This window comes from Apibacter sp. B2912, from assembly GCF_009827835.1.
Lineage (GTDB): Bacteria > Bacteroidota > Bacteroidia > Flavobacteriales > Weeksellaceae > Apibacter.
On sequence record NZ_WINV01000001.1, the window covers coordinates 366754 to 391343 of the forward strand.

Sequence of the window (24590 nt, forward strand, 5' to 3'; positions counted from 1 at the left end):
TTCTTTATTACTTTTGTTTTAATATTCAATTGTTTTGAAAAGGTTAATAAAGAATATATTACTTCAGATATCCAAAGTATCTTTTCCCGTTCTATATGGTATCTCAACATTTTTGTATTTTATCATTTATTATATCATTGGTTATAGAAAAAAAATTGTCAGAAATAATCTCTTAATTGCTTTTCCTGATAAAACCAAAGAAGAAAGATTGAAAATTCAAAAACAGTTTTACAGAAATTTTATGGATTTTATGGTTGAACTGATTAAAACATTTTCGATGAATGAGAAAGATTATGATGAGAGAATCAAATTTGTAAATTTGGAAGTTTCGCAACAATGCCATAAAGAAAAAAAAGATATCATTATGCTTATCGGACATATGTTCAATTGGGAGTGGTTAACAGGAATTTCCATGGATTTAAGTCAGAAGCATTCATATGCCGTATATAAAAAAGTGGCAAATAATTTTTTTGATCAGGAAGTACATGAATCTCGCGCCAGGTTTGGAACTGTTCCTCTTTCGGTTAAAGAGGTGGTAAGATCCATGATTAAATTGCCTAATGACGGTTCTCATGTATTTTTGTTTGTTGCGGATCAAAGCCCCTTTAAAAGTAGAATTCATTATGAATTAAATTTTTTTAATCGAATAACTCCCGCATTTAATGGATATGATAAAATTGCTCGAAAAAAAGATTATGCGATTGTGTATGTTGATATGGTAAAGTTGAAAAGAGGAAAATATGAAGCTCATTTGAAACGTATTCTTCCTGATGACGACCAATTCAGGGAAAACGAAATTGTCGAAAAATTTTACTCTGAATTAGAACAAAATATAAAATCCAATCCAAGTCTTTGGCTTTGGTCTCATAAAAGATGGAAATACACAAGCGGAATAGATTATCAACTTTAGCAATTGCTATACTTAACTATAATGGAATTGGCTGGTTTGAGAAATTTTTACAAAAGGTAATCGATTACAGTCCGGGCTCATCTATATATGTAATTGATAATGCATCAACGGATGATTCTATATATTACTTGCAAAAAAATTTTCCGTTGGTAAAAATCATACAAAACAATAAAAATTATGGTTATGCGGGTGGATATAATGAAGGGTTAAAATTTATTTCGGAAGATATTTATTGTTTATTAAATTCTGATGTGCAAGTTACTGGAAACTGGACAGTACCCATTTTAAAATTATTTCAAGACAATTCGAATATTTCAGCTATTCAGCCTAAAATTAGAAGTTACAAGGAAAAAGATTATTTTGAATTTGCAGGAGCTGCAGGTGGTTTTATAGATAATTTAGGTTATCTGTTTTGTCGCGGAAGAGTTTTTTTCAGTCTCGAAAAAGATACGGGACAATATAATGACAACTGCGAAATATTTTGGGCAACCGGAGCTTGTTTATTTATAAGAAAGGAGGATTTTTGGGAAAATGAAGGATTCGATTCCGATTTTTTTGCTCATATGGAAGAGATTGATCTTTGCTGGAGATTAAAAAATAAAGGTAAAATTATTTATTATTGTTCTGAGTCTACGGTGTATCATGTGGGTGGTGGCACTTTGGATGTTTACAATCCTGAAAAGACTTATCTTAATTTCAGGAATAATCTTTTGATGCTTATTAAGAATTTACCGTCCGATCAAGTGGTATGGATTTTTTTATTCCGGTTGTTATTAGATGGATTGGCAGGAATTAGATTTCTTTTTTCAAATGGTTGGAAACATTGTTGGGCCATCGTTCGGGCTCATTTTGCTGTTTATCGAATGTTGCCTAAATTTTTAAAAAAACGTAAAGCCGGAATTAAAAATTATTATAACAAAAAATACATTATATTTCAATACTTTGTTGAAAAAAGGAATACGTACACGCGCTTAAAATAAATTCTTATTAATTTATTTAGCTATCTACTTTTTTATAACTTTACAAACTGTTTATATTTATAAAACTATGGAATTAGCAAGAATACAACAACTTGAAAATTTAGCCAAAGAATTTGGCACACCTCTTTATGTTTATGATGCCGATATAATTAAAAATCAATATAACAGGCTAGTTAAAGCATTTAAAAGCGTTAAAAAAGTCAAGTTAAATTATGCGTGTAAAGCTAATACCAATCTTAATATTTTAAAATTCATTAAAAGTATTGGTTCCGGATTGGACACTGTATCCATACAAGAAGTTCAGTTGGGTTTAAGAGCCGGATTCGAACCAAAAGAAATTATTTACACTCCCAACGGGGTTTCTTTTCAAGAGATTAAACAAGCCGTTCAGTTAGGCGTTCGTATCAATATTGATAATCTTTCGATTTTAGAAACTTTTGGTCATGAAATAAAAAATTATCCTGTTTGCATTCGAATTAATCCTCACATTATGGCAGGCGGCAACACTAAAATTTCAACCGGCCATATTGATTCGAAATTTGGGATTTCCATTCATCAGCTTCCTCATGTTTTGCGAATCGTAAATAATACGGGAATCAAAGTGGAAGGAGTACACATGCACACAGGTTCCGATATTCTTGATGTGGAAGTTTTTCTTAAAGGAGCTGAAATACTTTTTAATGTTGCTAAGGAATTTCATGATCTAGATTATATTGATTTCGGAAGCGGATTTAAAGTTGCTTATAAGGAAGGAGATCATGAAACCGATATTAATTATTTGGGTAAAAAATTGGGAGAGCGTTTTAATGAGTTTCAAAAAAAATATCCGCATGAATTGACCCTTATGTTTGAGCCGGGTAAATTTTTAGTTAGTCAATCCGGATTTTTTATTGTTTCAGTAAATGTAATCAAGCAAACTACTTCAACTGTTTTTGCTGAAGTTGACAGCGGGTTTAATCATTTGATACGCCCTATGTTTTATAATGCTCACCATACCATTACTAATCTTTCCAATCCTGAAGGAAGACACCGATTCTATACTGTGGTAGGCTATATTTGTGAAACTGATACTTTCGGAACGAATCGAAAGATAAGGGAAATACACGAAGGTGATTTGCTTTGTTTCCAAAATGCAGGGGCTTATTGTTTCTCCATGTCCTCCAATTATAACTCAAGATTGAAACCTGCTGAGGTTTTATTAATAAACGGTAAACCTCACTTAATCAGACGAAGAGAAAATTTAGACGATTTATTAACTACTACGGAGGAAATTTCTATTTAAAAAATTTGGAAAAAGAAAAAAGGTTTGTATATTTGCAACCGTTAAAAATAACCTACCTATAAGGTAGCCGGAGAGATGGCAGAGTGGTCGATTGCGGCGGTCTTGAAAACCGTTGACTGTAACAGGTCCGGGGGTTCGAATCCCTCTCTCTCCGCTAATAAACCCGCTTATTTAGCGGGTTTTCTTGTTTTTACGCGGTTTATAGCCTTTTTTTACGTTTTTTTACCTGTGCCATATTCTGCCATATTCTGCCAATTTTTTGTTACACTTTTTTAAATTTGTAACAAAAATTTTGTTACAACTTGTAATATGGACAATTTAAGTATACGATTTGTTTTTGATAGGCGAAATGAAATAGCAAAGGGGAAAACGTTAGCGCCTTTGCATATTGAAGTTAGACAAGATAAATCTACGAAACGAATATTAATACCAACGGGTATCAAATTAAAATCTTCTGAATTTACACCCAAAAATGGATTTACCTGCAAGAATCATCCTAATGCATCTGCCATAACCGCTAAGGCTCATCGGATATTTAGGAATATTGAAGCATTTGTTTTATCGGAAAACTGTAATTCCTTAGAAGATGCCAAAAACTGGAATAAAGATGAATCTTTAACCCATTCAATAGTTGAATTTATTTATTCTGAATTAAAACGGCGCGATCCGTCTTTATCTGTCATAGAATATAATAAATCGTTTATGAGAAGACTTAAAGATTTCGGAAAAATTAAAGTATTTGCGGATTTAACCTACAAAAATTTATTAGAATTTGATGAGTATTTAAGACAGTTTATTAAGTCTGCCCCTACTCTTTACAAACGTCATAGTTTGTTTAAGGGATATATTAATGAGGCGATTAAAAGGGGACTTTGTAAATCTAATCCCTACGATTTATTTAAAATTTCAAAAGGTAAGTCTAAGAAGCCTGTATTTTTAACTCCTAATGAAATTGACTGTATTTATTTATTTGAATTTGACAACCCTAAAATTGACAGAGTCAGAGAGTTATTCTTATTTCAATGTTATACCGGTATGTCATATGCCGACACTCAACTATTCAATAGTGAATACATTGTTGAACTGGACGGATATAAAGTTATTCGGTCTAATAGAAAAAAGACCGATGAAAGTTTTATATCATTACTTTTACCGGAAGCCGAAAGAGTGTTAAAAAAATTTGATTATAAACTACCTAAAATAAGCAATCAAAAATATAATGATTATTTAAAAATAGTTGGTGAATATGTCGGACTTACTAAAAAACTTACCAGTCACGTTGCTCGTCATACTTTTGCCACGTATTTACTTAATAAAAGTATTCCTATTGAAACAGTAAGCAGAGCTTTAGGCCATTCCAATTTAAAACAGACGCAACACTACGCAAAAATGATGGGTAAAAAAGTGGTTGATGATATGAAAAAATTGATTGAGTGAAAAATTAATTAATCACATTTTGTAAGAAGAACATCTTTATTATTCAAAACATTTTTAATTTCTGATATTATTTTTTTATAATTTAACTTTAGACTAGAAAAACCATTTCTAACCAGGAATTTAAAAAAAAGTTTACTAATAAAAAATAAAACGGAAAGATTATAAGTACTTAAGATTGTAAGTTAAAAAATCTAGATTCCATAAAAGAAAATATTATCGAAATTTTGATTTTATAATAAAATCTTATTCAAAGAACAAACTAAGTTATTTAATAAACAGATGTTTTTTTTAAAAATTAAACCTGCTTATTTAAGATAATTGTATTTTTCGCTAAACAACAAATTAGTTATTTAAAGTATTAGTCATTTTTATTTAATAATATATATATTTGTTAAAGTTGTAGCGCTAAATTTTTCAAAATAATCTTTAATAAAAATATTAAGAATTAGTAAAATACTCCTTTTATAACATCATAAAAAAGAAAAGCCTAATTCATTGAATTAGGCTTTATTTTAATTAAGAAGAATAAAAATTATTTATACTTCAAATAAACTCATATCATAAATGTATAAATAATTCTTCTTTCTTACAAAAATTTTTAATCTAGAATATAAAAAATCACTCTGAAATTAAATAATTTAGAATGATTTAAAAACTTATATTAATGTTAATGATTTCTTTTCAAATTTTTTGGAAATTTCAGGCATTTCTTTCCACTCTTTTCCAGAGAGTAAACTGCCATTAATCTTTTTATTTCTCTTTATTCCATCCTCTCCCCAAGTTCCCCATTGTTTAAAAAAGAATGCTACACCCTGTTTTTTACATTGTGTTTGGATTTTTTCTGCCCATTCAGGATTCATCGGTCTTGCTCTGTTTCCACTTTCGCCACCAACAATAACCCAATCAATATTTGTTAAATCTAATTTACCAACAGTACCTATAAGAGGCTCTATAGATAAAAATTTAATTTTAGCAGGAATGTTTCTTAAAATATCAATCCTATATTTAGTTTTTGCGTCTTCTACTGTTACTCCAAGCCATACATTATCAGGAATTGTTCTATTTTCAAAATATTGTTTTAATATATTTTCTCTTTTAGTTAAAATTTGGTATTGATGCTGAGGTGTTTCACGTATAGTGTTAAAAATTTTATCTAAAAAGTGAAATGGCATTTTTTCATGGAAAAGGTCACTCATAGAGTTCACAAAAAATTTTGTTGGTTTCTTTATTTTTTTTGGTAATTCTAACCGTTCAGGCATTAAAGTAAATTCAAATCCATTTTCATATCCCGGAGTTCCCATTGCTTGTAACCTTTTTGCCATTACCTCAGCATAGCAAAATTTACAACCTGCTGTTATTTTATTACAACCTGTTGAAGGATTCCATGTTGCCTCTGTCCATTCTATTTTTGTTTTCATCTTAAGTAAGTTATCTCTTATAAAGATAGAAATAAATATATCTTTAGCCAAAAAATGAAACTATAAAATGCATAATCGGAAAAATGAATTATACATAAAACACAAAAAAATCTTAATATTAAAGGCATTTTGTACTTTAGAGAAAATCTTGTATCCTTATATAGCTATGATGAGATGAGTTTACTAGTTTAAACAAGGATTGCATTTGCTTTCTTTGTCATCAAAAGTAACATATGCTAAAAAGTCTTCGCGATGATTATTACTAGACAAAGGTGTCTTTATAGTATTATATGTAAAATTGAATCCAAATAAATTAAGTAAATCTACACTATCTTTTTCTACCATGTTAAAGAAAATAAAATCATTTTTAAGCTGTTTCATTGTTTGTAATAATCTTATTGTTTCGCTCAATCCGAAATATTTTACATTACAATATTGTTTCTGAGTACTATTCAAATATGGAGGATCTAAGATTATTAATGTATCTCTATCATTAAATGTACTATATTTTTTAATAAAATCTTTATAGTCCAAACTATCTAAATGTACATTTTTTAAGTTTATATAAAATTCTTTATCATGTTTTGTCGACAATTCACTCATAAAATAACAAAAATCAAATACGTTTATATCATTACTACTCCTTCTTGAACTATAGACAAAGTTTTTAGCTAAATATTTTAGTAAATTTTTGTTATCCTGTATTTCTTTAATTAAATTTTGTAATTCTTCCCGTTTATCTTTAGAAAGTGGCTTTTGTGATTTGACAAAACCTAATTCAATTAATTGATCTATAAGTTTTTCTTTATAAATCATGTAATATTCGAAATTATCGAAATAGTGATCATAATCATTAGCTATAGCATCTTCAATAAGATTATCTCTTTTTAAATTATTAGAAATACAACAGGACCCTCCGAAGACCTCAATAACCCTTTTATATTTTTTATTTTTAATTAGTTCCTTTATTTCTCTCACTCTATTTACTTTAGACCCCGAAAAAGATGTTTTTAATAATGTTTTTGATGTTTTTTCCATTTTTAATTTTATATTTTTAATAAATTTGTATTCCTACGCAAAAGCAGAATAATTCTACGGAAGACTTACTGTCCCCAGTAGTGGATTATTCTGCTTTCTTTTTTTGCGTAGGAACTTAAAAGGAAACTGGGGACTTTTAAAAATCTTTTAAATACTATTAAAACTCTTTAATAATAGATTTTAATAAGTACCGGCTACCAAAAAACAAATGAATAGAAGTTATAATTATTTCGTTTTATTGATTAATTTCTAAAACCTTATAAAATTATAGCTTATACCAACGCCTACGGTTGGTATCCATCCGTTTTTAAAGTCGGTGCCATAGCCTCCAAAAACACCGATCCCAACGGGTTTTATTTTGCTTTTTTTATTCTTGTAAATCCCTATTTCTTTGTCTTTTTCATCGATAATTAGTTTTGACAAATTTAATTGGTGTTTGTTTTTTTCTAATTGATTGTTTTGGATGTCTACTAAACTATCGCATTGATACGCTTGTTCTTTCAATTGTTGGACATCTTTTTGGCAAAGGGTATCGTTGTATTGCTGTATCCGTTCTTCTGTAATAAGAGTAATTTTTTCTTTCCCTTTCAGGTATATTTTTTTTACTTCTTGTTTTACTTGCTCTAACTTATCGTATTCTTTCTGTAGGCTGTCGTATTCTTTTTTGTAGGTTTTTACCTTTTTTTCTGATACTTTAATTTCTTTTTGCTGTGTTTTAGTGATAACTTTTCTTTTACCGGCTTTATAAGACGTATAACAGGCGGCAAATATCATCACGAGCATTCCAACGGTAAATATGAATTTTTCTTTAGATTTCATTGGTTTAAGGTTTTTTCAACTCAAAATGAGGGTCATCGCACATCTTCCAATCGCCCCCCCATTCTACTGTAATATTTAATTCTTTGGCTGTTTTTTTTATGTGTTCTGCTATGGCTTTTAATCTTTTTCGTACTTCCGGTCCTTCTCCTTTTTCTCCTGTTTGTACGGATCCATTGTAATAAGGATATAAGTCTACCGCATAGCCGTAACCGTCGGCCTTTGCTTGATGGTTGGACTTGTTTTTCTCTCCGTCGGCATAGGTTATAATTTTGCCCTGCTTGGTTCGTCCCCGTGCGAAAAGTTCTTTTTGTTCTTGAGTGGACCGCAGCCCTTGAGTTATGGTGAAATCGTAAGGACTGTCTTGTATGGCCACTACCATTACGGTTACCAGGTCCGGATGTATATCTTTTAAGTTTTTATAACTTCTGCTACTGAATTTATTCATATTCTAATTTTTTGATGTTTTGTTTTTTCTTGTTCTTTTTTTATGGGCTTTGTCTTGATTTTTTACTAGATTTTCTACGATGGCTTCTCGTTGCTTTTTACTGTCTTCTTCTATTTCTTTTTGTGCAAAGGCCAACTCGTTTTTAAGTTCGTTCAGTACCTTGTTTTTTCTTTCCTCCGAATTCAATAATTGTTTTCTTTTCGCTTTGATGTTAGTTACATTTTTGCTTGTTATGGTTTTTATGGAATCGATATTCGGCAACTCAGAAACAGCAAAGCGGTTTTTCTTGCTTTCTGTATATCTGTGATGCGTCATATATTTTAATGGGTAAGGCTTGAGTAAATAGCAAAAAAGGAGTACTCCCAGAGCTGATATGATAATTTTTAGTTTCATACTATTTTTCTTTTTTTAGTTTTTTTAATCTTAAAATAGCTTCGTTTGCTTCTCTAATTATTTTTTCGTTATCTTGAATATCTTTGGTTATATGGTGATATTCTTTTTTGGTTTCGCCTAAGTATTCCACCCATTTCTCATAACATTTTTGGTTTTGTTCTATGTATTTTTTTTCCAGTTCGTCATATTTTTCATCTTTTTTCTTCAATTCTAAATAATACTCGTCTTTTTCTTCTTCTCTGTTTTTGTCGCATTCTATCTTTTCTCTTTTTTTATCTTCCAACTCATCGTGGAATATATAAGCGGGGATGAGCATTAATGCACATACTAAAAGAAATAAAAATTCTTTTTTGAAAGCGTTGGTTATAAACCAATCGCCGAAAGACATTATTTTATCTATTATTTCTTTCATTTAATAATTTTATTTATCGCTCAGATAACTTATGGTAAATGAAAAATTACAATCATTAAAATTATCGTATTCACTGTCAGCTTTTAAATCTATATAACCATCGGTTACGTTATATTTTAATTCTCTTAATGTAGTCGTTATAGGGACACCTACCGGTACATATCCGTCAACCAAGAGAACTTGAGAGTATTCTGCTGTATCATCTGATTTTCCCCGTAATTCTTCGGGTATAGTTAAAAGAGATATTCGTCCCATATCTTGTGCCTGTATAATCTCTATATAAGCTTTTATGGTTACCAGTTTTCCTGTTTTAATGGCATAAAAATTTTTAACGTTTATATCGGGGTGTACATTCCAATTAAAACTGTTTAAATCATATATGGTTTGTTGTATGCCTGTATTTCCACTTACTTCACCACCACCTTTTTTATAAAGTATTTTATTTAATTCTTCAAGAAGATTTTTTAAATCAGTATATACTTTGTTATTAACCTTGATTTCATCTAATTCGCCTATTGCCAAAGCTTCATTTGGGTAATCAATAGAATACACTTTAATTTTTTCAATAAATTCATGATTAGATCCGCTCCCTGTTATCTTTACGGCTTTATATCGTTTGGGATATGGTAATTTATAGGTCTCGTTCTTTCTTTTAAATTGAAAATGAGAATCTTTAAGCCCCTCTTCTTCGTATGAATTAAATTCGTGCATTTTTTCTCAAAAATAATTCTAAGAAAAACGATTTATTATCGTGTATAGTAATTATTTAGTAATCATCTCTAACGATAACCTCCCTGAATTTTTGAATGAAATATTTTTGAATAAAATATATAACATGTATTCTATCACATATAAATTTAATGGCATTAATTGCAAAGACTTGGGTATTGTAGTTTCTCAGTCTTTCGGACTAACGGATATGCCTAAACCTAAAGAGTTTTTAACCGCCAATTGGCCGGATGAACACGGTATCGAGGTCGATTTAACTAACAGGGTATTTGAACCTAGGATAATTAAACTTAATTGCTATATGAAATGCAACAATGAAGAAGATTTTATTTCAAAGTCTCAACAATTAAACAAATTGTTTTTAAGCAGTCATAGCAAAGGACTCGTAAGCTTAGTTATTGAGTTTCCTTATTCAAACCCGCTTGTATACGCAGTATATCTTTCAGGAGAAATAAACCATACAAAAAAATGGCGTAATGGGACATTTTTTTCAACGTTCACTCTTGAATTTACAGAGCCCGAACCCATGAAATTGACATATGCTGTTAAGCCGGAAGCTAGAGAAGTTATATTTAATTTCAACAGCATTCAGAAAGATACATTTATAACGGTATACTCCATAAAAGAAGATATCTTTTCTGTTCGAAAAGAGGTAGAATTAAGAGAAGGAAATGACCAACTAACCGTTCATTTCAATGCCTCAAATAATTTAAAAAATAGGGGATATATAATTTTAACGTCTAATAAAGGAATTAATGCCCTTTATTTTTCTAATCCTGATAATTGTATATTGTTAACCCGTGGAATCTAATAAGAAAAAAAATAGAATGAATAATTCACAATTTACTGTATATAGAAATGCCAACGGCTCTTTTAAAACATATTGTTTAAACTCCTCAACAAACGTATCTCAGGTTACATCAGCAACACAAATTACCACATTATTAAGCGATGATATAGTTAACATGACTGTAATCAGTGCTACTCCGATTGATTTTAGGATTAACGATTATATATATGTTTTCGATAAGATTTATAAATTAAATTCAATTCCGTCTATTGTCAAAGAAAGCTCAAGGAAGTTTACCTATCAAGTTAAATTTGAATCCTTGCAATATGATCTATTAAAATGTACGTATCTTATTCCTCAAAGTAAAGGAGACATAGACTTAAAAGGAGATTATTTAGTATCTGATTTAAGAGGATTTGCTGAAGTTATTATTACTAATACACAAAGAGTATTCGGTAAGCGTTGGAGGCTTGGTGAATGTCCAACAAACACAGAATATAAAAACCTTTCCTTTGATGGTCAAAATTGTCTTCAGGTGTTGCAAAGCTTATGTCAAGAATATGATACGGAATTTGAAATAATAAGTTCAACTGAATATCACACCATAAACATTAAAGAAGTTGTTGGAAATACCTATCCTTTCACCTTTGAATATGGCAAAATGGGTGGATTATATAATTTATCAAGAAATAATTGTAATAATAAATCTTTAGTAACTCGATTATTTGTTTACGGGGGATCTAAAAATTTAAGTACAAAATATCGTCAAACCAAACTATGTTTACCGAATAAAAACAAGGTAACCTCTTATTTAGAAGAAAAAGAAGCCGTTAATAAGTTCGGGATCGTTGAAAATGTCGTAAACTTTGACGATATTTATCCATGTCGCACGGGCAAAGTAACTTCTTTAGGAGGTAAATATTATCAATTTTGCGATGAGGAAATGTTTAATTTGAATGAAAAAGATGATCAAGGTACCCTGTGGTTAATTGAAGGGACTAACGCTAAAGTACATTTTCAAACCGGTAATTTAGCAGGTTATGAGTTTGACGTGCACTCTTACGACGATAAACAAAAAATGTTTTCTTTAGTTCCTTTTGACGATGATAGAGGATTAAGGTTACCCAATGAAGAAAGTCCCGCCTTTCAAATAATGCCAGGAGATACGTATGTATTATTAAATATAAATTTACCTCAGAATTATATTGATGATGCGGAACAAAGATTACTAAAAAAGGGTGAAAAATACTATCAACAAAATTCACAACCTTATGTAGAATATTCTTTAGTTATTGATCCTTTATTTTTAAAGAAAAGAGAAGGAGAAGGATCGATAACCAATTTTTTCCAAGCCGGAGATTTAATAAAAATTAAAGATGAAGATATTAATGTTAATAAAAGTATACGAGTAAATTCATTTTCAAGAGACCTGATAAACCCTTATAAATATGAATTGACTATATCAGACACGGTAGAAACCAATATAATCACAAACATATTGGAGAATGTGATTAAAAATGATACCATTATCAAAGTAAATAATTTAAAAGATCCCGCTAGAATTAGACGTAATTGGCGAGATACTGAAGAATTGAAAGGATTAATATTTGACCCCGAGGGTAATTATTTTACCGAAAAAATTAAGCCTGGAAGTATTGACACCATGATGTTATCGGTAGGTGCAAAATCTATGCAGTTTGACTTGATTAATACCCTGTTGGAGGCAAACTATCAAGGTGATTACAATGTTATAAAGGTTACGGGTGGCAGCTTGGTACACTACGCAATTGAACAAGATATCAAATATTGGAATTTAGGGTCAGGCACTACCAATTTATCTAATACTAATGCTTATTATATATATGCCCGATGTGAAAAAAAAGGAGGCAATGGAACTCTTATTTTTTCTCAAGATCAAATTAAAGTTGATGATGACTCTTCCTACTTCCATTTCATTATCGGGGTGTTAAATTCAGTACAAGACAATGTACGGTCAATTTCTCTGACGTATGGAAGTACTACTATAAACGGTAAATTTATACGAACCGGAAAAATAACTTCTTCAGACGGAAGCTCTTTTTTAGACCTGGACAACAATCACCTTAAATTTGGAGACGATAATGCGTGTATTGAGTGGAATAGAAATAATGACAGAAAGTTGGTTATTAAAGGAACTATAGTACAAAGTCCTTCAGGAGATGAAAATGTTATTGGTGTATATAGGGGCGAATATGATAACTCGAAAAAATATTACGTGGGTGATGAAGTTACTTATTTAGGTTCTTCTTATCGAATGATTAAAGAGGCCAACCCTGGAAATACGCCCACCAACAGATCTTATTGGACTATTATATCTAAATCCGGTAAAGACGGCTATAACGGAAAAGACGGGACAAATGGTAAGGATGGTGCAAATGGAAGGAATGGAACGGATGGCAAAGACGGACTAAACGGTAAGGACGGTAAAGATGGTAAGGATGGTAAAGATGGTATAGACGGAAAGGACGGTTATAACGGTCCTGCATTAGTTTTTAGGGGTGAATATAAAGATCATACGGTTTATAGGGGTACTCGACAAACTGTTGAGGTGGTTAAGTTTAGAGATATGTATTATATTTCTAATATTGATGCCGGAGAGTTTGTCGACATATGGCCTTTAGCTACTCATAAATGGACTCCTTTTGGAGCTAATTTTGAAAGTGTTGCTACAGATACTTTATTAGCCGAAAACGCTAATATCGGGGATTGGATAATCCAAAACGGTAAAATCACTTCACAAAATAAAACTTCACAAGGATCTCCTAAGGCGCAATTAAACGGGGTTAATGGTGGTATAAATTTTAAAAATGATTCTCAAATATATACCGAACAAAACACAACGGAGAATACTATAAACGAGATAAATATAAGCTCTGAAATTGGAGAAATTATGATTGCAAACGCTAAAGGTCATAAAACTACGGTAGGATCTCAAGGTATTGAAATTAACAGAGCCGGAAAAACAGTTTATAAAACAAATTATGGTGCAGAATTTAAGGCCGCTTTAATCGTGAAAGGGGATGCTTCCATGGATCAAAAATATTGGAATCAATGGGGTATTTGTGGTCTCTTTGCTAGTGCACAAAATTACAGCAACAACCCTGCCCCTTCATGGGGGGCATATATAAGAGTGTTAAAAGCGATGGGATTATATCTTAGTACGCAAATTCTTAATGGAGGAATTACTCTTAATGAAACTTCCTGTTTTACATTTTCTACTAATAAAGATGATAGAATATATCTTCCAAATAAACCGCAAGAAGGACAACTACTTATTTTCCGTGCAATCTCTTCATGCTCAATATTAGGAAATGGAAATCAAATTTTAACTTTAAAGAGAGGTCTACAAGATGGAATTGCTTTGTTATATGCTAGTAGCGCAATATTAATATTTATGCATGATAAATGGATTCAAATAATTTAAAAAGATAGTATTTTTATAATTACTTATTTTTCAGTATAAAAATAGTTGTTATCTTTGTGTTGAACTTTACACAAGGTATTAATAACATCTTTACAATTTAAGAGCCTTGTAGTCATAGAAAAGGACTGCAAGGCTTTTATTTTTCATTAACTTGCACTTTTCGTTATTTTTTATAACGCTATAAGAATTCGTTAATTTGTATACCAGAATTATCAATAATTTGATAAATTCATAATTCGACTTAAAAATTGTTTCCATATTGAAGTATTTTAAAATAATATTTACTAGAATGATTTTTTATTTTGGGGAAGTGAGAAAAAAGAATTACCGATAGAGTAAAATGAACCTTTAATTAATTCTTTCCTTGCAAATTTTCCATAATTGAAATAATTATCTAAAATTTCGTCAATTTTGTATCCCATATTTTTTAAAAGATAACGCCCAAAGTCGTCATACGATTCAAAATAACCGATAAATTGCTCATTAAACATATTAATGATATCGCTAGCATTATTATCTATCTCAAATTCATTACCATCTAAAAAAGAATGAAAACCTTTCCGATCATCTCCCGTTAATTTACTAGCGTGTTCAATTAATTCAAAAATTCGCTTATCAATATGTATTTCTGATATGAAATTACCGGGTATATATGCCCAGTTTGGATACACAAATGTTGGATCATTTTCATCATTATGTATTTGTTTACATTTTTCATAAAATGATTCGATATTTTTATATTTATTTAAATCTAACCAATGTTCTTGTAGATTATTGTTAATATCTTTATATAACGTTTGTACGCATACTGTCGCATTTAAAATTGTTTCCATATTAAAGTATCTTTAAATTATTTTTTATTATATCTATTTCAAAAAGTATTTTTTGTTGTTTGTAGAATGTGTCATTATTTTAGTTTTTTAAATAATTTTTTATATCTGATAATTTTAACACGATTCCACGGCAATACAATTCTTCATTATCATAAATGTCAAATGTAGCATGAGGTATATCTGTTGTTATTAACCATGTACAGTCTAGTTTTTCTGGACACCATTCTGCTTTAATTGGCAGCGTTTTAAGAGAAATAGGTAAACCTTTTTGATCAAGAGTTGCAGATAATTCATCATAGCTTGGTTCATCTAAAAATGCGAATTTCTGATCTTTGTTTTTATACAGGAAAATACTCCCTCCTCCATAAATTCCTGCTTCATCAGACATAATACCTCTAAATTCCAATAAATCATCAGAAGCCCCGAAACAAACCAAAAGCCCATTTTTTTCGGCTTGTAATTGCTCTTCATCGGTCATTTCTTCTCCATATTGACGGCCATTTAATAATTGTGCTAATTTTTCTTTTTTCATGATTTTAATTTTTAATTATTTTTTTTGTTTCAATAATTTGATACCACAAATATATAAAGTTTTATTATAATGAAACTATTAATATGTGTTAAAGATATGTTAAAGTTTTATTTTTATAAAACTTTAACTAAGTGAAACATTAATTTTGTTTCAAATAAATTAAATTTATATGTATAGAATTGATGAAATATTAAAAGAACGAGGTATCACGAAAACGAAACTTGCAGAAATGATAGGTATTTCAAAAGGTACATTAAGTAATAATTTAAAAGAACCATCTATTCAAACATTAAAAATTATATCTGAAAAATTAAATATACCTTTATTAGATCTATTTATTGATGAAAGAAAAACAAATGAATTAACCGCGCTAATAGACTATAAAGGAGAATTTTTTAAAGCTAATACAGTTAACGAGTTGGAAAAAATTATAGATATAATAAAAGAAAAGGATTATTAAATAATAATTAGAGAATTTTTATTAGTTTTTAAAAATGATCTTGTTTATAACTTTTAAAGGCAAATAAAAATACTTATTCTTTTGAGTTAGTTATTATTTATGTTTAAGTATTAAATATATTAGGCGTATCTGAATTTTCGGCATCAAACAAACTTAAGTTATCGGGTATTTTTTTGATATCAATAAAGTTTTTAGCAATATTAAAATCCTCATCCATGGTGAAAATACAATCACATTCATTCTTTATAGCAATAGAGGCTATTAAAGCATCATATTTTAATTTACGTTTTCCTATATCTTGTTTTATTTGCGCATAATTAGGCTTATTAACATATTGACTTAACATTTTGCCGCAAATTATTGCACTAACAGCATCAAACGGAGCCGGTTTAAAACGCTGTATTAAATATTTAGTAAGCTTTTCCCTTTTAGTTTCATCCATCGTCCATGTTAATTCTGTAATTAAAGGAGTTGGTAATATAACATCTATATTTTTGTTTTCTAAATATTCAAATAATTTTTTAGATAAATCTATCATTTGCTTTTGTTCTGGAATAGATTCCTCTTTAATGCCCCATATATACACCTGAGCGTCTAAACATACTTTTTGTAAGCTCATATTAATCATTTAAAAGTAAATCGTTAATATCTTTCCCATCGAAATGATCTCCTACTATATCTCTTAAATCTTTTAATGCTTTTGTTAGTGGAAGTGATTCATTTTCAATAATTCTTTCTATGGTAAAATCAAGTAATTTAAAATTTTGTATCGAATATTTTGCTTCTCCCTCTAATCCAACTAATGATGAGGAGTATAAATAATCTTTTAACTTTAAACCTATATTCTTAGATATTTTTATGGTTATAGCATGATCATTTGATAAACGTATTTTGGTTGATGGTTGTTTCCCGTCATATAAATATTCAACCTTAACATAAATTGTAGTGTAGTCATTAATATAGTTTTTATCTAATATTATATCAGTTGTTTTATCTATTTCACTTATAACATTACCCTCACTAATAAATTGACAATTGTATATTCCCTTATCCTTTATTTTTTTATTAAATGATTGTAGCTTTTTACCTGTATCATAGGAAAGGGTATCATATTTATTATCTTTTATGCTCTCTGATATTTTTTCAAATGAATTATTCATAAATATATTGGTAGGTTCAAACTTTGTTAAAATACAATTATTTTTGAGTTCAATTAATTTCAACTCAAGTTTTTCATTGCTTCTTATCTCATTAGGATACATGACATATGCTTCTATTTTCAATGCATCTTGTAGTTCAGAAAATAGATTAAATAATTCATTTAAAGTAAAATTTTCTGGAATTGCATTAACTCCAAGTAATTTAATTTCAAATGATTTAATTTCATCTGATTTTATGTTATCGTATTCACTCATTTTTTTTGCCAATTCTTTATAGGTTACTTGCTTTTAAGCATTTTTAATACGCATAACAAATTTTAAGCCGTCTGTAACTTATCTATAATTACATCTATAAGTAAACCCAATCAAAAAAGGGTTATATATTCAGACGTAAAAGATCAATAGTTTTCTATAATGTTAGTGCGAATTTATCTTATTACCTATTGGCCGGCACAATGTCTCACCAATTGTTGATTAAATTCTTTAGTCAATATACAATAACTTTTCTATTCAACCGCAAAATATTAGTTCCATTTTTTCATTAAGATTAAATTATATTTGTATTTATCTAATCTTTATTTATTGTATATAACAGGAATAACGTAATTGTTTCCTTCTACATTTAAAACACAAAAGAAAAAAATTTTACAGTATTATAATCTAATAAACAACTACCTTTAGTAAATTAATTATTTAATATTTTTTGTTTTTGAATAGTAAATTCATTTTCTGTTAAAACGCCTTTTTCTTTTAATTCAAGAAGCTTAAATAGTTCGTCGGATGCAGACACGGCAATGTTTTTCTCGCTAGTTAAATTTTTGTTATCGGGCGTAATATTTTGTGAGTCTACTTCATCAATAATAATGCTTAAAGTGTCCTTTATTTGAGTTGCATCTTCAACTCCTTTTAAATAAATATCTTTAAAAAACGATTTACTTATATCGGCTTTTTGTTTTTTTTCAATTGGCATTGTCATTGAATCAAAACAATCAATCGTTATTGATTGTGAATGTATGTCTTTAATCAATATCTTAACACTTAATTTCGATACTAATTTTTTTTGATGATTTGCACCAGATAATCCTCCTATAATTGATCCTACCCCCCCCGCCAGGATACCTCCTACAACAGCTCCTCCAATTGTTCTTGTAGCGGATTTTTTATCTATTACAGATCCGTTTTCAATAATTTCTACACTTAAAATATCTTTAAAATCTATAACTTTTGTATTACCGTTAACTAATACAGCTATCTTTTTATTTATATTATCCACGGCAAAAATGTAAAATCCTTTATATCCTATTAAAAGCTTGGATTTATAAAATCCACTAGGCAGATTATCATTCATTTTTTTTGAATTAAACTTAATCCTTTCATTAGTTTTTTGGGTTTCTTCGTTGCCTGCTAATAAACCTAAAAAAAGCACGATTATAAATGTAACTATTACAATGAACCAAAGCATATAATTAATTTTGCACTCAAATATATAAAATTTACTTTATTTTATCTCTAATAAAAATATTATTTTTATCTCCATTGATTATTTTAAAAGTAGATTGGTCGAATTTATATAATAGTACTATGGCATTCTCACCCACTGACAGATCTACATGAGCAATATGCTTTAAATAGATCCTTACCACGTCATACGGCTTGACATGTAAAGTGATCGTTGAATCTCCGTAAAGAATGTTTTGTTCTTGAGCTTCAAATACCCCCCTGCTGTCTACATAAACCCCGTAAGGCTCACCTTTCAACTTAAAATGTTCCATAATTTCATAAGTAGGAAAATCTTTTTCCATACAAGGTTTAATATAATCGAACAAAACGTGGGTCAATTCTCTGACGGTCCGGGCATTCTCAAGATCGTTTAATGAATCTTCACAATGCCCTCCCATTTTTAGCATGATATTTTTTATTTGTTTATTATCCATTTTTTTTATTTAATAGAATAATCCTTTTGCTCGAGCGCTGTCCAGTCCCGAATTAGATTTAATATATTGTACCATGTCACTCATCATTTTTTCCATGGAATTTAATTTAAAGGTGTTCATTTCAATTTTACTCATCAATGTAAGTTGGTCCCTCAATAAATTAAAAGAGTTTAATTGATTCATGCGAATGGCATTCAACTGTCCGGCAATTAAATTTGCCGTATCTTCACTCACTCCTTTAATGGCTCCTGAGAGAGGGTCCATCTCTACAGAGTTAATGTTTTTAAAAAAATTTTCAAACTCCGTAAGCGCATTAGTAAAACTATTTCCCGCCTCGCTCAACTGGTTTTTCCATTTATCAAAATCAAACCCTGATAAGGAATTGTTATTATTACCCATATAGTCAGACATATCCTTAACAAACTTGTCGGTTACCGGTTCTAATATGCGCAATTTAAGCGCGTTTTTAACGGAATTAGCAATGACCTGCTTAAACGTCTTTTCAAAATCTTTGGCCGCATCCTTACCCTCTGAAAAAGCAGTCGTAAAAACATCTGCCAATTGATTTGCCACGTCTTTAAAATTTGTTTGGGTGAGGGTTTCTGCTATATTGTTTTGAATGTCGATGATTTGATTATTAATTTCATTTATTTGATTTTTCCAATCTTCAATCGCTCCGTTGTCGCGTTTCTTGCTTTTTTTCTTTTGCTCATTAGCTATTAACTCATTAAGTTTTTGTTGTTGAGATTGTAAATTTTGGATTTTATCCCGTTGCGTTGAGTAATAATCCTCTCCTACCGCCCTGCCTACTTCACGTTCCAAGTTTGAGAACAACCGCTGTATTTCTGCTAATTCAGATTTTAATTGTTTCGTTCTCCTTTGCAATTTTCTTGATTTGCGATCAAAGGCATCAGAAAGAGTACTGATCAGGCCCATAGCTCCACCAATTATTTGTGCCGGATTTTCATTTAATACACCGGAAATAGCCTGCATTCCTCCTTCTATTCCTTTGACAATTTTATCTAAATCTTCGGTTTTATAGCCTAAATCCTTTAATCCGTTGGAAACCGCCTTTAAAGACATTATTGCATTCTCTTCAAACTCTTGATACGCTTTTTTTAATTTATCAAGCGCCTTGGATTTATTCATATCACCTTCCGCATCCTTGTATTTTTTAATAGCCTTTCTAAGATTGGTTAAAGGAGAAGAAATTGAGGTTTCATAATCGTCTAATTGTTTGGTGAGGTTCTTTTTAATTCCTTCATCACTAATATTGGCGATCATTTCTTTCATCTTCTTCGTGCTTTTCTTAAACACCTCTAAAGACACATCGCCCATCCCGTCAAATAGATGTTGCCAAATATCAGAACCTTGTATTTCCGAGGCGTCTAATTCACCGATAAGTCTGTCTTTAGTCTTTTCTATGAGAGGAATTAATTCTAAATATCCTTTTTTTCTTGCAAGCAATATATTTTTCTCGGCTTCGTCAACTATTTCTTTTCGTTGAGTTTCAAAAGTTTTGAAATTAGCCAATAAATTGTTTAAAATATCCTGCTGCGTTTTTTCGGATTCTTGATTGAGAAAGTTAAACGCTTCATTTTTTTGCTCACCAAAAATATGAATCGCTCCTTCATTCAATTTTTGTTTGAATTCTGAAATTTTTTCCACATATTCAAACAAGGACCGGCTTTCATCTTTTGCTCGGGCAATACTGTCCTTTAATTGCTCAAAGGATGATTTTATACCTTTAATTTCATTAATTCTGTCCGTAAGGACGGATAGTTGATTGCCTTCAACTAAGGTTAATTGGCCTCCCTTATTTACGATATTGGCTTTTTGTTTTTCTAAATATTCTAAAAATGTATTTCCGTTTTTTAGTAAATCGGAAAATTGCTTATCGGCAGAATCTTTACCCAAATTCTCGATCCATTTATAGTAATTAGAATATTGTTGACTTTTATAGGTCAATTCTTCATCAAATCCCCGTATTGCCAGATTAAAACGGATCTCTTCCACTTTTTGATCTGCTTCTATCTTTTTGTCGGAAAGCTTTTTAATAAACTCCTTGTTTTTTTCTTCATACGCTGTTTTTGATATAATGTCATCAATTTTCCTGGATACCTCTTCCCAATACTTTAAAGATCCGTAAGGATATTCTTCTTTCTTAGTTTTTGTCTTTCTTTTGGATGATTTTTCAACGGATATATTGTATTGGTCTAACTCTTTTCGTGCTTCTTTGATCAGTTGAGTGTATTCTTTAAAGTCTTTTTCTTGATTGGTGGTCCTGCCCGAGGACGGCAACGCTTCCAGTAATTTGGTGTACTCTTCTTCTCTTTTTTTCCAATATTCCTTATTTTTAGTTGCTGCCGGTGATTTTAGAGCTAATAATTTTACGTCGACACCGCTTATCTCTTCTAATTTATTTTTTAAAGCATAATTGATGGGTGATAAATAAGAAGGAATAACCGAAAATGAATATCCTAGTTTATCTACCTCGTCTTTAGTTTCAATAATTAATTTTTTTTGTTTCAACAGGTCCTCAGTCCCTTGTTTTACTAATGATATCTTTTTTTCATGCGATAAATTCTCTTTATTCAATACATTTTGATTATCCAAAATAGCCAATGCCTGGTCTGTTAAAATTTTCTTTTGCTCTTCAAGGTATTTAATTTTCTCTTTTTCCGATAATTCTTGATACGCAGCCTCTTTGGCATTTTGCTCGTTAAGTTTTTTTTGCTCTTTAAGTAATTTTAATTCTTCTTCTTGAGCCGCAAGTAATTTGGTTACATGAATAATTTCAAATACATTTTTGTCGTCTTTTACCGTTCTTTCATAACGTTCTCTTAATTCTTTAATTTTGTTTTCCACTTCTTCTATGCCTTTCGTGTTTATCTTAACATCGGCATCATCCATGGCTTTATTTAAAATCTTTTGTTGCTCTGCCGCACTTTTGGCTTTAAAAGCATGAAGATCTAAGTTTTGTAAATAGTCGGGGTATAAGGCTTTTAATTTATTGAAAGCTTCTACTTGAGCATAAATGGAGTTTGTTTGTGAATTGATCGTATCTACCCATCTTGAGGTATTTTCTCTTCTTTTTTGTCCTTCTTCCAATCGAGCATTTAATTTTTTTTGCGCTTCTTCTTGAGCGTTAGTGCTGTCATGCAAGGCCCACATAGTAGCGGTTAATCCAACAATAGTGGTGGTAATTAACACAAAAGGATTGACACTCATTGCGGCATTTAAAGCATTTTGGGCCACGGTTTCAGCCGCTAAGGCTACCGCTCGAGCCCTTGAAACTATAGTCAACCCTTGAGTGGCTCTGGACAAATTAACTACGTTTGTAACCATTGAAATACTTGTATTGGCTTTTTGAAGTGTATTAACAAGCATTAATGCGGCGCGATAAGCCCCGTAAGTACTGATAAGTGTAGTTAAAACTTTAACTATTGCTTCATAGTTTTCAACTAAAAAAGCAGCGGCCGAAATTCCCCCTGAAAGTATACTTTGTGTTTTTGTGCCTATATCATTTAAGGCAACATCCACCGCATCAGATAGTTTTTCCCGTAGTCCAACCAATGATTCCGTTTGTTTGATCATCAAGTTATGGAATTTCCCGCCCTCTGAAGACATATTTTTAAACGCTTTTTGAACTTCTGGAAATCCTACTTTTCCGGCTTCTACCATTTCGTTTATTTGGTTGGTATTAACTTTTAGGACCTTGGCTAATTCCTCGTAAATAGGGATGCCCCTCCCCGCAAATTGTCTGATGTCTACCGCATACGCTCTTCCTTGGGTCCTCAACGTACCGTATAAATACGCCAGGTCTCCGATTGGTTGAGATACCCCTGATGCAACATCCCCTAACATTTTGAGTTCATTGCGCACTTCATGTGCGGCACTCCCATAAGCTAACAACTGTTTTGCGGCTTTTGAGGATGATTGCAACCCAAAAGGAGATTCGGAAGCAAAACTTACCAATTCGCCCATTAATTGGTCGGCCTTTGCCTTGCTTTGAAGCATAACTTCAAATGCTATTTGGTTTTGTTGAAACTCTCCTCTTACTTTTATTAATTGGTTGGTAAAGCCTTTTAAGGCAGTTAGCGAAAAATAAGCGGCAACCCCTGTGGATAGAGATTTAAAGTACCCGTTCATTTTAGAGGTTTCATCTTTAACGGTACTAGATAAATTTTCAACATCTTTTTTAGTTTTGTCGAGACCCTGAATGGTTGCTTTAACAGGTTTATTGGAAGATAAATCTTTTATTTTTTGCTTCGCCGTCTCTAATTCTGTTGAATATGCGGTTATAGCAGACTTAGCATCGATAATTCTGTTTTTTAGTTCGTTCCATTTTTTGGACCCTTCGCCAAAAGTTTTTTGTTGATATTTAAAGTTCTCGATCTCCTTATACAATTCTTTAATATTTCTTTTGGCTTCTTCCATAATAACCCGCTGCTTAACCATTTCGTTACTCACACTGTTTCCGGGGGCAGGAAGGATTAATTTATTTAAATTTACCCCGTATTTGGAAGCATTTTTTTGTATTAAATATTCCAACCTTTTACCGGAATTTACAACTGCCGTATCTAATTTAGAAAAATCATCCACGGCATTATTGGAAAAATTTTTAATTAAATCTTCCCCCTGTTTTATCGCTTTTTTTATAAGGCTTAGATCAATTTCAGCCGAAAAATTTAAAGCTCCTTCGTTATTGTTCATTATAGATTTTTATTTTGTTGATTTAGCATATAATTTATAATATCCTCATCCGTTTGATAGGACACCTTGTTAGATTGAGAGGTAGACGGAGTCTTTGATTCGTTTGTGTCGTATTCATAATTTGAAGCGTCTATCATCATTCGTTGAATGATTGGCCAAGGAATAACCTCGTTCATTTCTTTCCATGTAAACCCAAAGTTTTTTTTAATTTCTCCCCTGATCCCGTATAAAGATTTTAAGCCTCTTTGTTTTCCTCTATCGGAGTCGGGATTGCTGTCCTTAGCGGGGCTAGTAATCTGATAGAGTTGGTAAAATCCACTAAATTTCCTATAGTATTAATCAACAGCGCAACCTCTACGAGTTTAGAAGGAGTTAATGAACGGTAAAAAAGCCCTGTATAATATTTCAATTTTTTTTCATTCGTATATTCCATGCCCAGAACGGCAATAGCAACAATCTTTGCTAAGACAATCGCCTTTTCTCTAACTAAGGATATAGCTGCTTTATTTAGCTGCAATTGATCTTCATTATCTAGTGAATTTTCATATTCTAACTTCAAATATTCTTTAGATAGCCTGTCTAAGACCTTTAATACCGGTTGTTTTATAACAAATTTTTTCTCTTTGCTTATTTTTACTGTTTTATATGTTGCGGGTAAGAATGAAAATAGGCCCTCCCGTTTAATCTTTTCTTTTTTTTTATATTCCACAGAAATTGAAAATTCAACTCCTTGGTTTAACAGCAAATCGTATTCTTGTCTTTCTGCTTGTAGTTTTTGAGATATATCCATGGTTGTATAAAGTTAAAAAGCCTATATAATAGGGGTTATATAGGCTTAT

General features: G+C 30.7%; 23 protein-coding genes and 1 tRNA gene. 8 read left to right on the top strand and 16 right to left on the bottom strand.

Annotated elements, in window-relative coordinates:
• Positions 1–34: 34 nt before the first annotated feature.
• The 5 genes from GFV01_RS01645 (at position 35) to GFV01_RS01665 (ending at position 4609) form a co-directional block, all read left to right on the top strand.
• Positions 35–910, top strand: a complete 876-nt coding sequence (locus GFV01_RS01645) for a lysophospholipid acyltransferase family protein (RefSeq protein ID WP_160564317.1) — start codon at positions 35–37, stop codon at positions 908–910.
• Positions 874–1890, top strand: a complete 1017-nt coding sequence (locus tag GFV01_RS01650; protein WP_160564319.1) for a glycosyltransferase family 2 protein — start codon at positions 874–876, stop codon at positions 1888–1890. Before GFV01_RS01645 ends, GFV01_RS01650 begins: the two co-directional genes overlap by 37 nt.
• Before the next feature lie 67 nt (positions 1891–1957).
• Entirely contained in the window at positions 1958–3172 is a 1215-nt protein-coding gene (gene lysA / locus GFV01_RS01655; protein WP_160564321.1) for a diaminopimelate decarboxylase, read from the top strand.
• 69 nt (positions 3173–3241) lie between these two features.
• Positions 3242–3326, top strand: a tRNA-Ser gene (locus GFV01_RS01660).
• 155 nt (positions 3327–3481) lie between these two features.
• On the top strand, positions 3482–4609 hold the full coding sequence (locus tag GFV01_RS01665) for a site-specific integrase (RefSeq protein WP_160564323.1): 1128 nt from the start codon (positions 3482–3484) through the stop codon (positions 4607–4609).
• 656 nt (positions 4610–5265) lie between these two features.
• Here the strand turns inward: GFV01_RS01665 and GFV01_RS01670 are convergent.
• From GFV01_RS01670 to GFV01_RS01700, 7 genes are all read right to left on the bottom strand, one after another.
• Positions 5266–6027, bottom strand: coding sequence for a phage Gp37/Gp68 family protein (locus GFV01_RS01670; protein ID WP_160564325.1), 762 nt, complete (start codon positions 6025–6027; stop codon positions 5266–5268).
• Positions 6028–6210: 183 nt separating this feature from the next.
• Positions 6211–7065, bottom strand: coding sequence for a DNA adenine methylase (locus GFV01_RS01675; RefSeq protein ID WP_160564327.1), 855 nt, complete (start codon positions 7063–7065; stop codon positions 6211–6213).
• 249 nt (positions 7066–7314) lie between these two features.
• Entirely contained in the window at positions 7315–7884 is a 570-nt protein-coding gene (locus tag GFV01_RS01680; protein ID WP_160564329.1) for a hypothetical protein, read from the bottom strand.
• A 4-nt stretch (positions 7885–7888) separates the two neighbouring features.
• Complete coding sequence (locus tag GFV01_RS01685) at positions 7889–8329, bottom strand: M15 family metallopeptidase (RefSeq protein ID WP_160564331.1); 441 nt, start codon at positions 8327–8329, stop codon at positions 7889–7891.
• A 3-nt stretch (positions 8330–8332) separates the two neighbouring features.
• On the bottom strand, positions 8333–8722 hold the full coding sequence (locus tag GFV01_RS01690) for a hypothetical protein (protein WP_160564333.1): 390 nt from the start codon (positions 8720–8722) through the stop codon (positions 8333–8335).
• 1 nt (position 8723) lies between these two features.
• Complete coding sequence (locus GFV01_RS01695; protein WP_160564335.1) at positions 8724–9134, bottom strand: hypothetical protein; 411 nt, start codon at positions 9132–9134, stop codon at positions 8724–8726.
• A 9-nt stretch (positions 9135–9143) separates the two neighbouring features.
• Positions 9144–9845: a hypothetical protein gene (locus tag GFV01_RS01700; protein ID WP_160564337.1), complete on the bottom strand. Its 702-nt coding sequence runs from the start codon at positions 9843–9845 to the stop codon at positions 9144–9146.
• Between the two features lie 124 nt (positions 9846–9969).
• Between GFV01_RS01700 and GFV01_RS01705 the strand changes: the two genes are divergently transcribed.
• Both GFV01_RS01705 and GFV01_RS01710 read left to right on the top strand, forming a co-directional pair.
• Positions 9970–10674: a phage tail domain-containing protein gene (locus tag GFV01_RS01705; RefSeq protein WP_160564339.1), complete on the top strand. Its 705-nt coding sequence runs from the start codon at positions 9970–9972 to the stop codon at positions 10672–10674.
• Positions 10675–10690: 16 nt separating this feature from the next.
• Positions 10691–14116 carry a phage tail protein gene (locus GFV01_RS01710; RefSeq protein ID WP_160564341.1) on the top strand — a complete coding sequence of 1142 codons (3426 nt, stop codon included), beginning with the start codon at positions 10691–10693 and terminating at the stop codon, positions 14114–14116.
• A gap of 284 nt (positions 14117–14400) precedes the next feature.
• Here GFV01_RS01710 and GFV01_RS01715 read toward each other — a convergent pair whose 3' ends face one another.
• Positions 14401–14949 (bottom strand): antirestriction protein ArdA, encoded by a 549-nt coding sequence (locus GFV01_RS01715; RefSeq protein ID WP_160564343.1) that lies wholly within the window; start codon positions 14947–14949, stop codon positions 14401–14403.
• Between the two features lie 79 nt (positions 14950–15028).
• Complete coding sequence (locus tag GFV01_RS01720; protein ID WP_160564345.1) at positions 15029–15481, bottom strand: hypothetical protein; 453 nt, start codon at positions 15479–15481, stop codon at positions 15029–15031.
• A gap of 169 nt (positions 15482–15650) precedes the next feature.
• On the opposite strand from GFV01_RS01720, the gene GFV01_RS01725 reads away from it, so the two are divergent.
• Positions 15651–15941: a helix-turn-helix domain-containing protein gene (locus GFV01_RS01725; RefSeq protein ID WP_160564347.1), complete on the top strand. Its 291-nt coding sequence runs from the start codon at positions 15651–15653 to the stop codon at positions 15939–15941.
• A gap of 103 nt (positions 15942–16044) precedes the next feature.
• On the opposite strand, the gene GFV01_RS01730 is transcribed toward GFV01_RS01725, so the two are convergent.
• The 7 genes from GFV01_RS01730 to GFV01_RS01760 all read right to left on the bottom strand — a co-directional run bounded on the left by GFV01_RS01730 (position 16045) and on the right by GFV01_RS01760 (position 24541).
• Positions 16045–16560: a PIN domain-containing protein gene (locus GFV01_RS01730; RefSeq protein WP_160564349.1), complete on the bottom strand. Its 516-nt coding sequence runs from the start codon at positions 16558–16560 to the stop codon at positions 16045–16047.
• A 1-nt stretch (position 16561) separates the two neighbouring features.
• The gene (locus GFV01_RS01735; protein WP_221411108.1) at positions 16562–17368 is read right to left on the bottom strand and encodes a hypothetical protein; all 807 of its coding nucleotides are present in this window, start codon (positions 17366–17368) and stop codon (positions 16562–16564) included.
• Between the two features lie 418 nt (positions 17369–17786).
• Positions 17787–18563 (bottom strand): hypothetical protein, encoded by a 777-nt coding sequence (locus tag GFV01_RS01740; RefSeq protein WP_160564352.1) that lies wholly within the window; start codon positions 18561–18563, stop codon positions 17787–17789.
• Between the two features lie 31 nt (positions 18564–18594).
• Positions 18595–19035: a hypothetical protein gene (locus GFV01_RS01745; RefSeq protein ID WP_160564354.1), complete on the bottom strand. Its 441-nt coding sequence runs from the start codon at positions 19033–19035 to the stop codon at positions 18595–18597.
• Positions 19036–19044: 9 nt separating this feature from the next.
• The gene (locus GFV01_RS01750) at positions 19045–23751 is read right to left on the bottom strand and encodes a tape measure protein (RefSeq protein ID WP_160564356.1); all 4707 of its coding nucleotides are present in this window, start codon (positions 23749–23751) and stop codon (positions 19045–19047) included.
• Complete coding sequence (locus GFV01_RS01755; RefSeq protein WP_160543312.1) at positions 23751–23927, bottom strand: hypothetical protein; 177 nt, start codon at positions 23925–23927, stop codon at positions 23751–23753. The genes GFV01_RS01750 and GFV01_RS01755 overlap by 1 nt, the downstream gene beginning before the upstream one ends.
• A gap of 59 nt (positions 23928–23986) precedes the next feature.
• Positions 23987–24541: a hypothetical protein gene (locus tag GFV01_RS01760; protein WP_160564358.1), complete on the bottom strand. Its 555-nt coding sequence runs from the start codon at positions 24539–24541 to the stop codon at positions 23987–23989.
• Positions 24542–24590 lie beyond the last annotated feature (49 nt).

What these genes read in the sequence shown, in the direction of transcription:
- GFV01_RS01650 (WP_160564319.1), top strand. Translation starts at nt 874, where the DNA reads ATGGAAATACACAAGCGGAATAGATTATCAACTTTAGCAATTGCTATA.
- lysA (WP_160564321.1), top strand. Translation starts at nt 1,958, where the DNA reads ATGGAATTAGCAAGAATACAACAACTTGAAAATTTAGCCAAAGAATTT.
- GFV01_RS01665 (WP_160564323.1), top strand. Translation starts at nt 3,482, where the DNA reads ATGGACAATTTAAGTATACGATTTGTTTTTGATAGGCGAAATGAAATA.
- GFV01_RS01670 (WP_160564325.1), bottom strand. Translation starts at nt 6,027, where the DNA reads ATGAAAACAAAAATAGAATGGACAGAGGCAACATGGAATCCTTCAACA.
- GFV01_RS01675 (WP_160564327.1), bottom strand. Translation starts at nt 7,065, where the DNA reads ATGGAAAAAACATCAAAAACATTATTAAAAACATCTTTTTCGGGGTCT.
- GFV01_RS01680 (WP_160564329.1), bottom strand. Translation starts at nt 7,884, where the DNA reads ATGAAATCTAAAGAAAAATTCATATTTACCGTTGGAATGCTCGTGATG.
- GFV01_RS01685 (WP_160564331.1), bottom strand. Translation starts at nt 8,329, where the DNA reads ATGAATAAATTCAGTAGCAGAAGTTATAAAAACTTAAAAGATATACAT.
- GFV01_RS01690 (WP_160564333.1), bottom strand. Translation starts at nt 8,722, where the DNA reads ATGAAACTAAAAATTATCATATCAGCTCTGGGAGTACTCCTTTTTTGC.
- GFV01_RS01695 (WP_160564335.1), bottom strand. Translation starts at nt 9,134, where the DNA reads ATGAAAGAAATAATAGATAAAATAATGTCTTTCGGCGATTGGTTTATA.
- GFV01_RS01700 (WP_160564337.1), bottom strand. Translation starts at nt 9,845, where the DNA reads ATGCACGAATTTAATTCATACGAAGAAGAGGGGCTTAAAGATTCTCAT.
- GFV01_RS01705 (WP_160564339.1), top strand. Translation starts at nt 9,970, where the DNA reads ATGTATTCTATCACATATAAATTTAATGGCATTAATTGCAAAGACTTG.
- GFV01_RS01710 (WP_160564341.1), top strand. Translation starts at nt 10,691, where the DNA reads ATGAATAATTCACAATTTACTGTATATAGAAATGCCAACGGCTCTTTT.
- GFV01_RS01715 (WP_160564343.1), bottom strand. Translation starts at nt 14,949, where the DNA reads ATGGAAACAATTTTAAATGCGACAGTATGCGTACAAACGTTATATAAA.
- GFV01_RS01720 (WP_160564345.1), bottom strand. Translation starts at nt 15,481, where the DNA reads ATGAAAAAAGAAAAATTAGCACAATTATTAAATGGCCGTCAATATGGA.
- GFV01_RS01725 (WP_160564347.1), top strand. Translation starts at nt 15,651, where the DNA reads ATGTATAGAATTGATGAAATATTAAAAGAACGAGGTATCACGAAAACG.
- GFV01_RS01730 (WP_160564349.1), bottom strand. Translation starts at nt 16,560, where the DNA reads ATGAGCTTACAAAAAGTATGTTTAGACGCTCAGGTGTATATATGGGGC.
- GFV01_RS01740 (WP_160564352.1), bottom strand. Translation starts at nt 18,563, where the DNA reads ATGCTTTGGTTCATTGTAATAGTTACATTTATAATCGTGCTTTTTTTA.
- GFV01_RS01745 (WP_160564354.1), bottom strand. Translation starts at nt 19,035, where the DNA reads ATGGATAATAAACAAATAAAAAATATCATGCTAAAAATGGGAGGGCAT.
- GFV01_RS01750 (WP_160564356.1), bottom strand. Translation starts at nt 23,751, where the DNA reads ATGAACAATAACGAAGGAGCTTTAAATTTTTCGGCTGAAATTGATCTA.
- GFV01_RS01755 (WP_160543312.1), bottom strand. Translation starts at nt 23,927, where the DNA reads ATGAACGAGGTTATTCCTTGGCCAATCATTCAACGAATGATGATAGAC.
- GFV01_RS01760 (WP_160564358.1), bottom strand. Translation starts at nt 24,541, where the DNA reads ATGGATATATCTCAAAAACTACAAGCAGAAAGACAAGAATACGATTTG.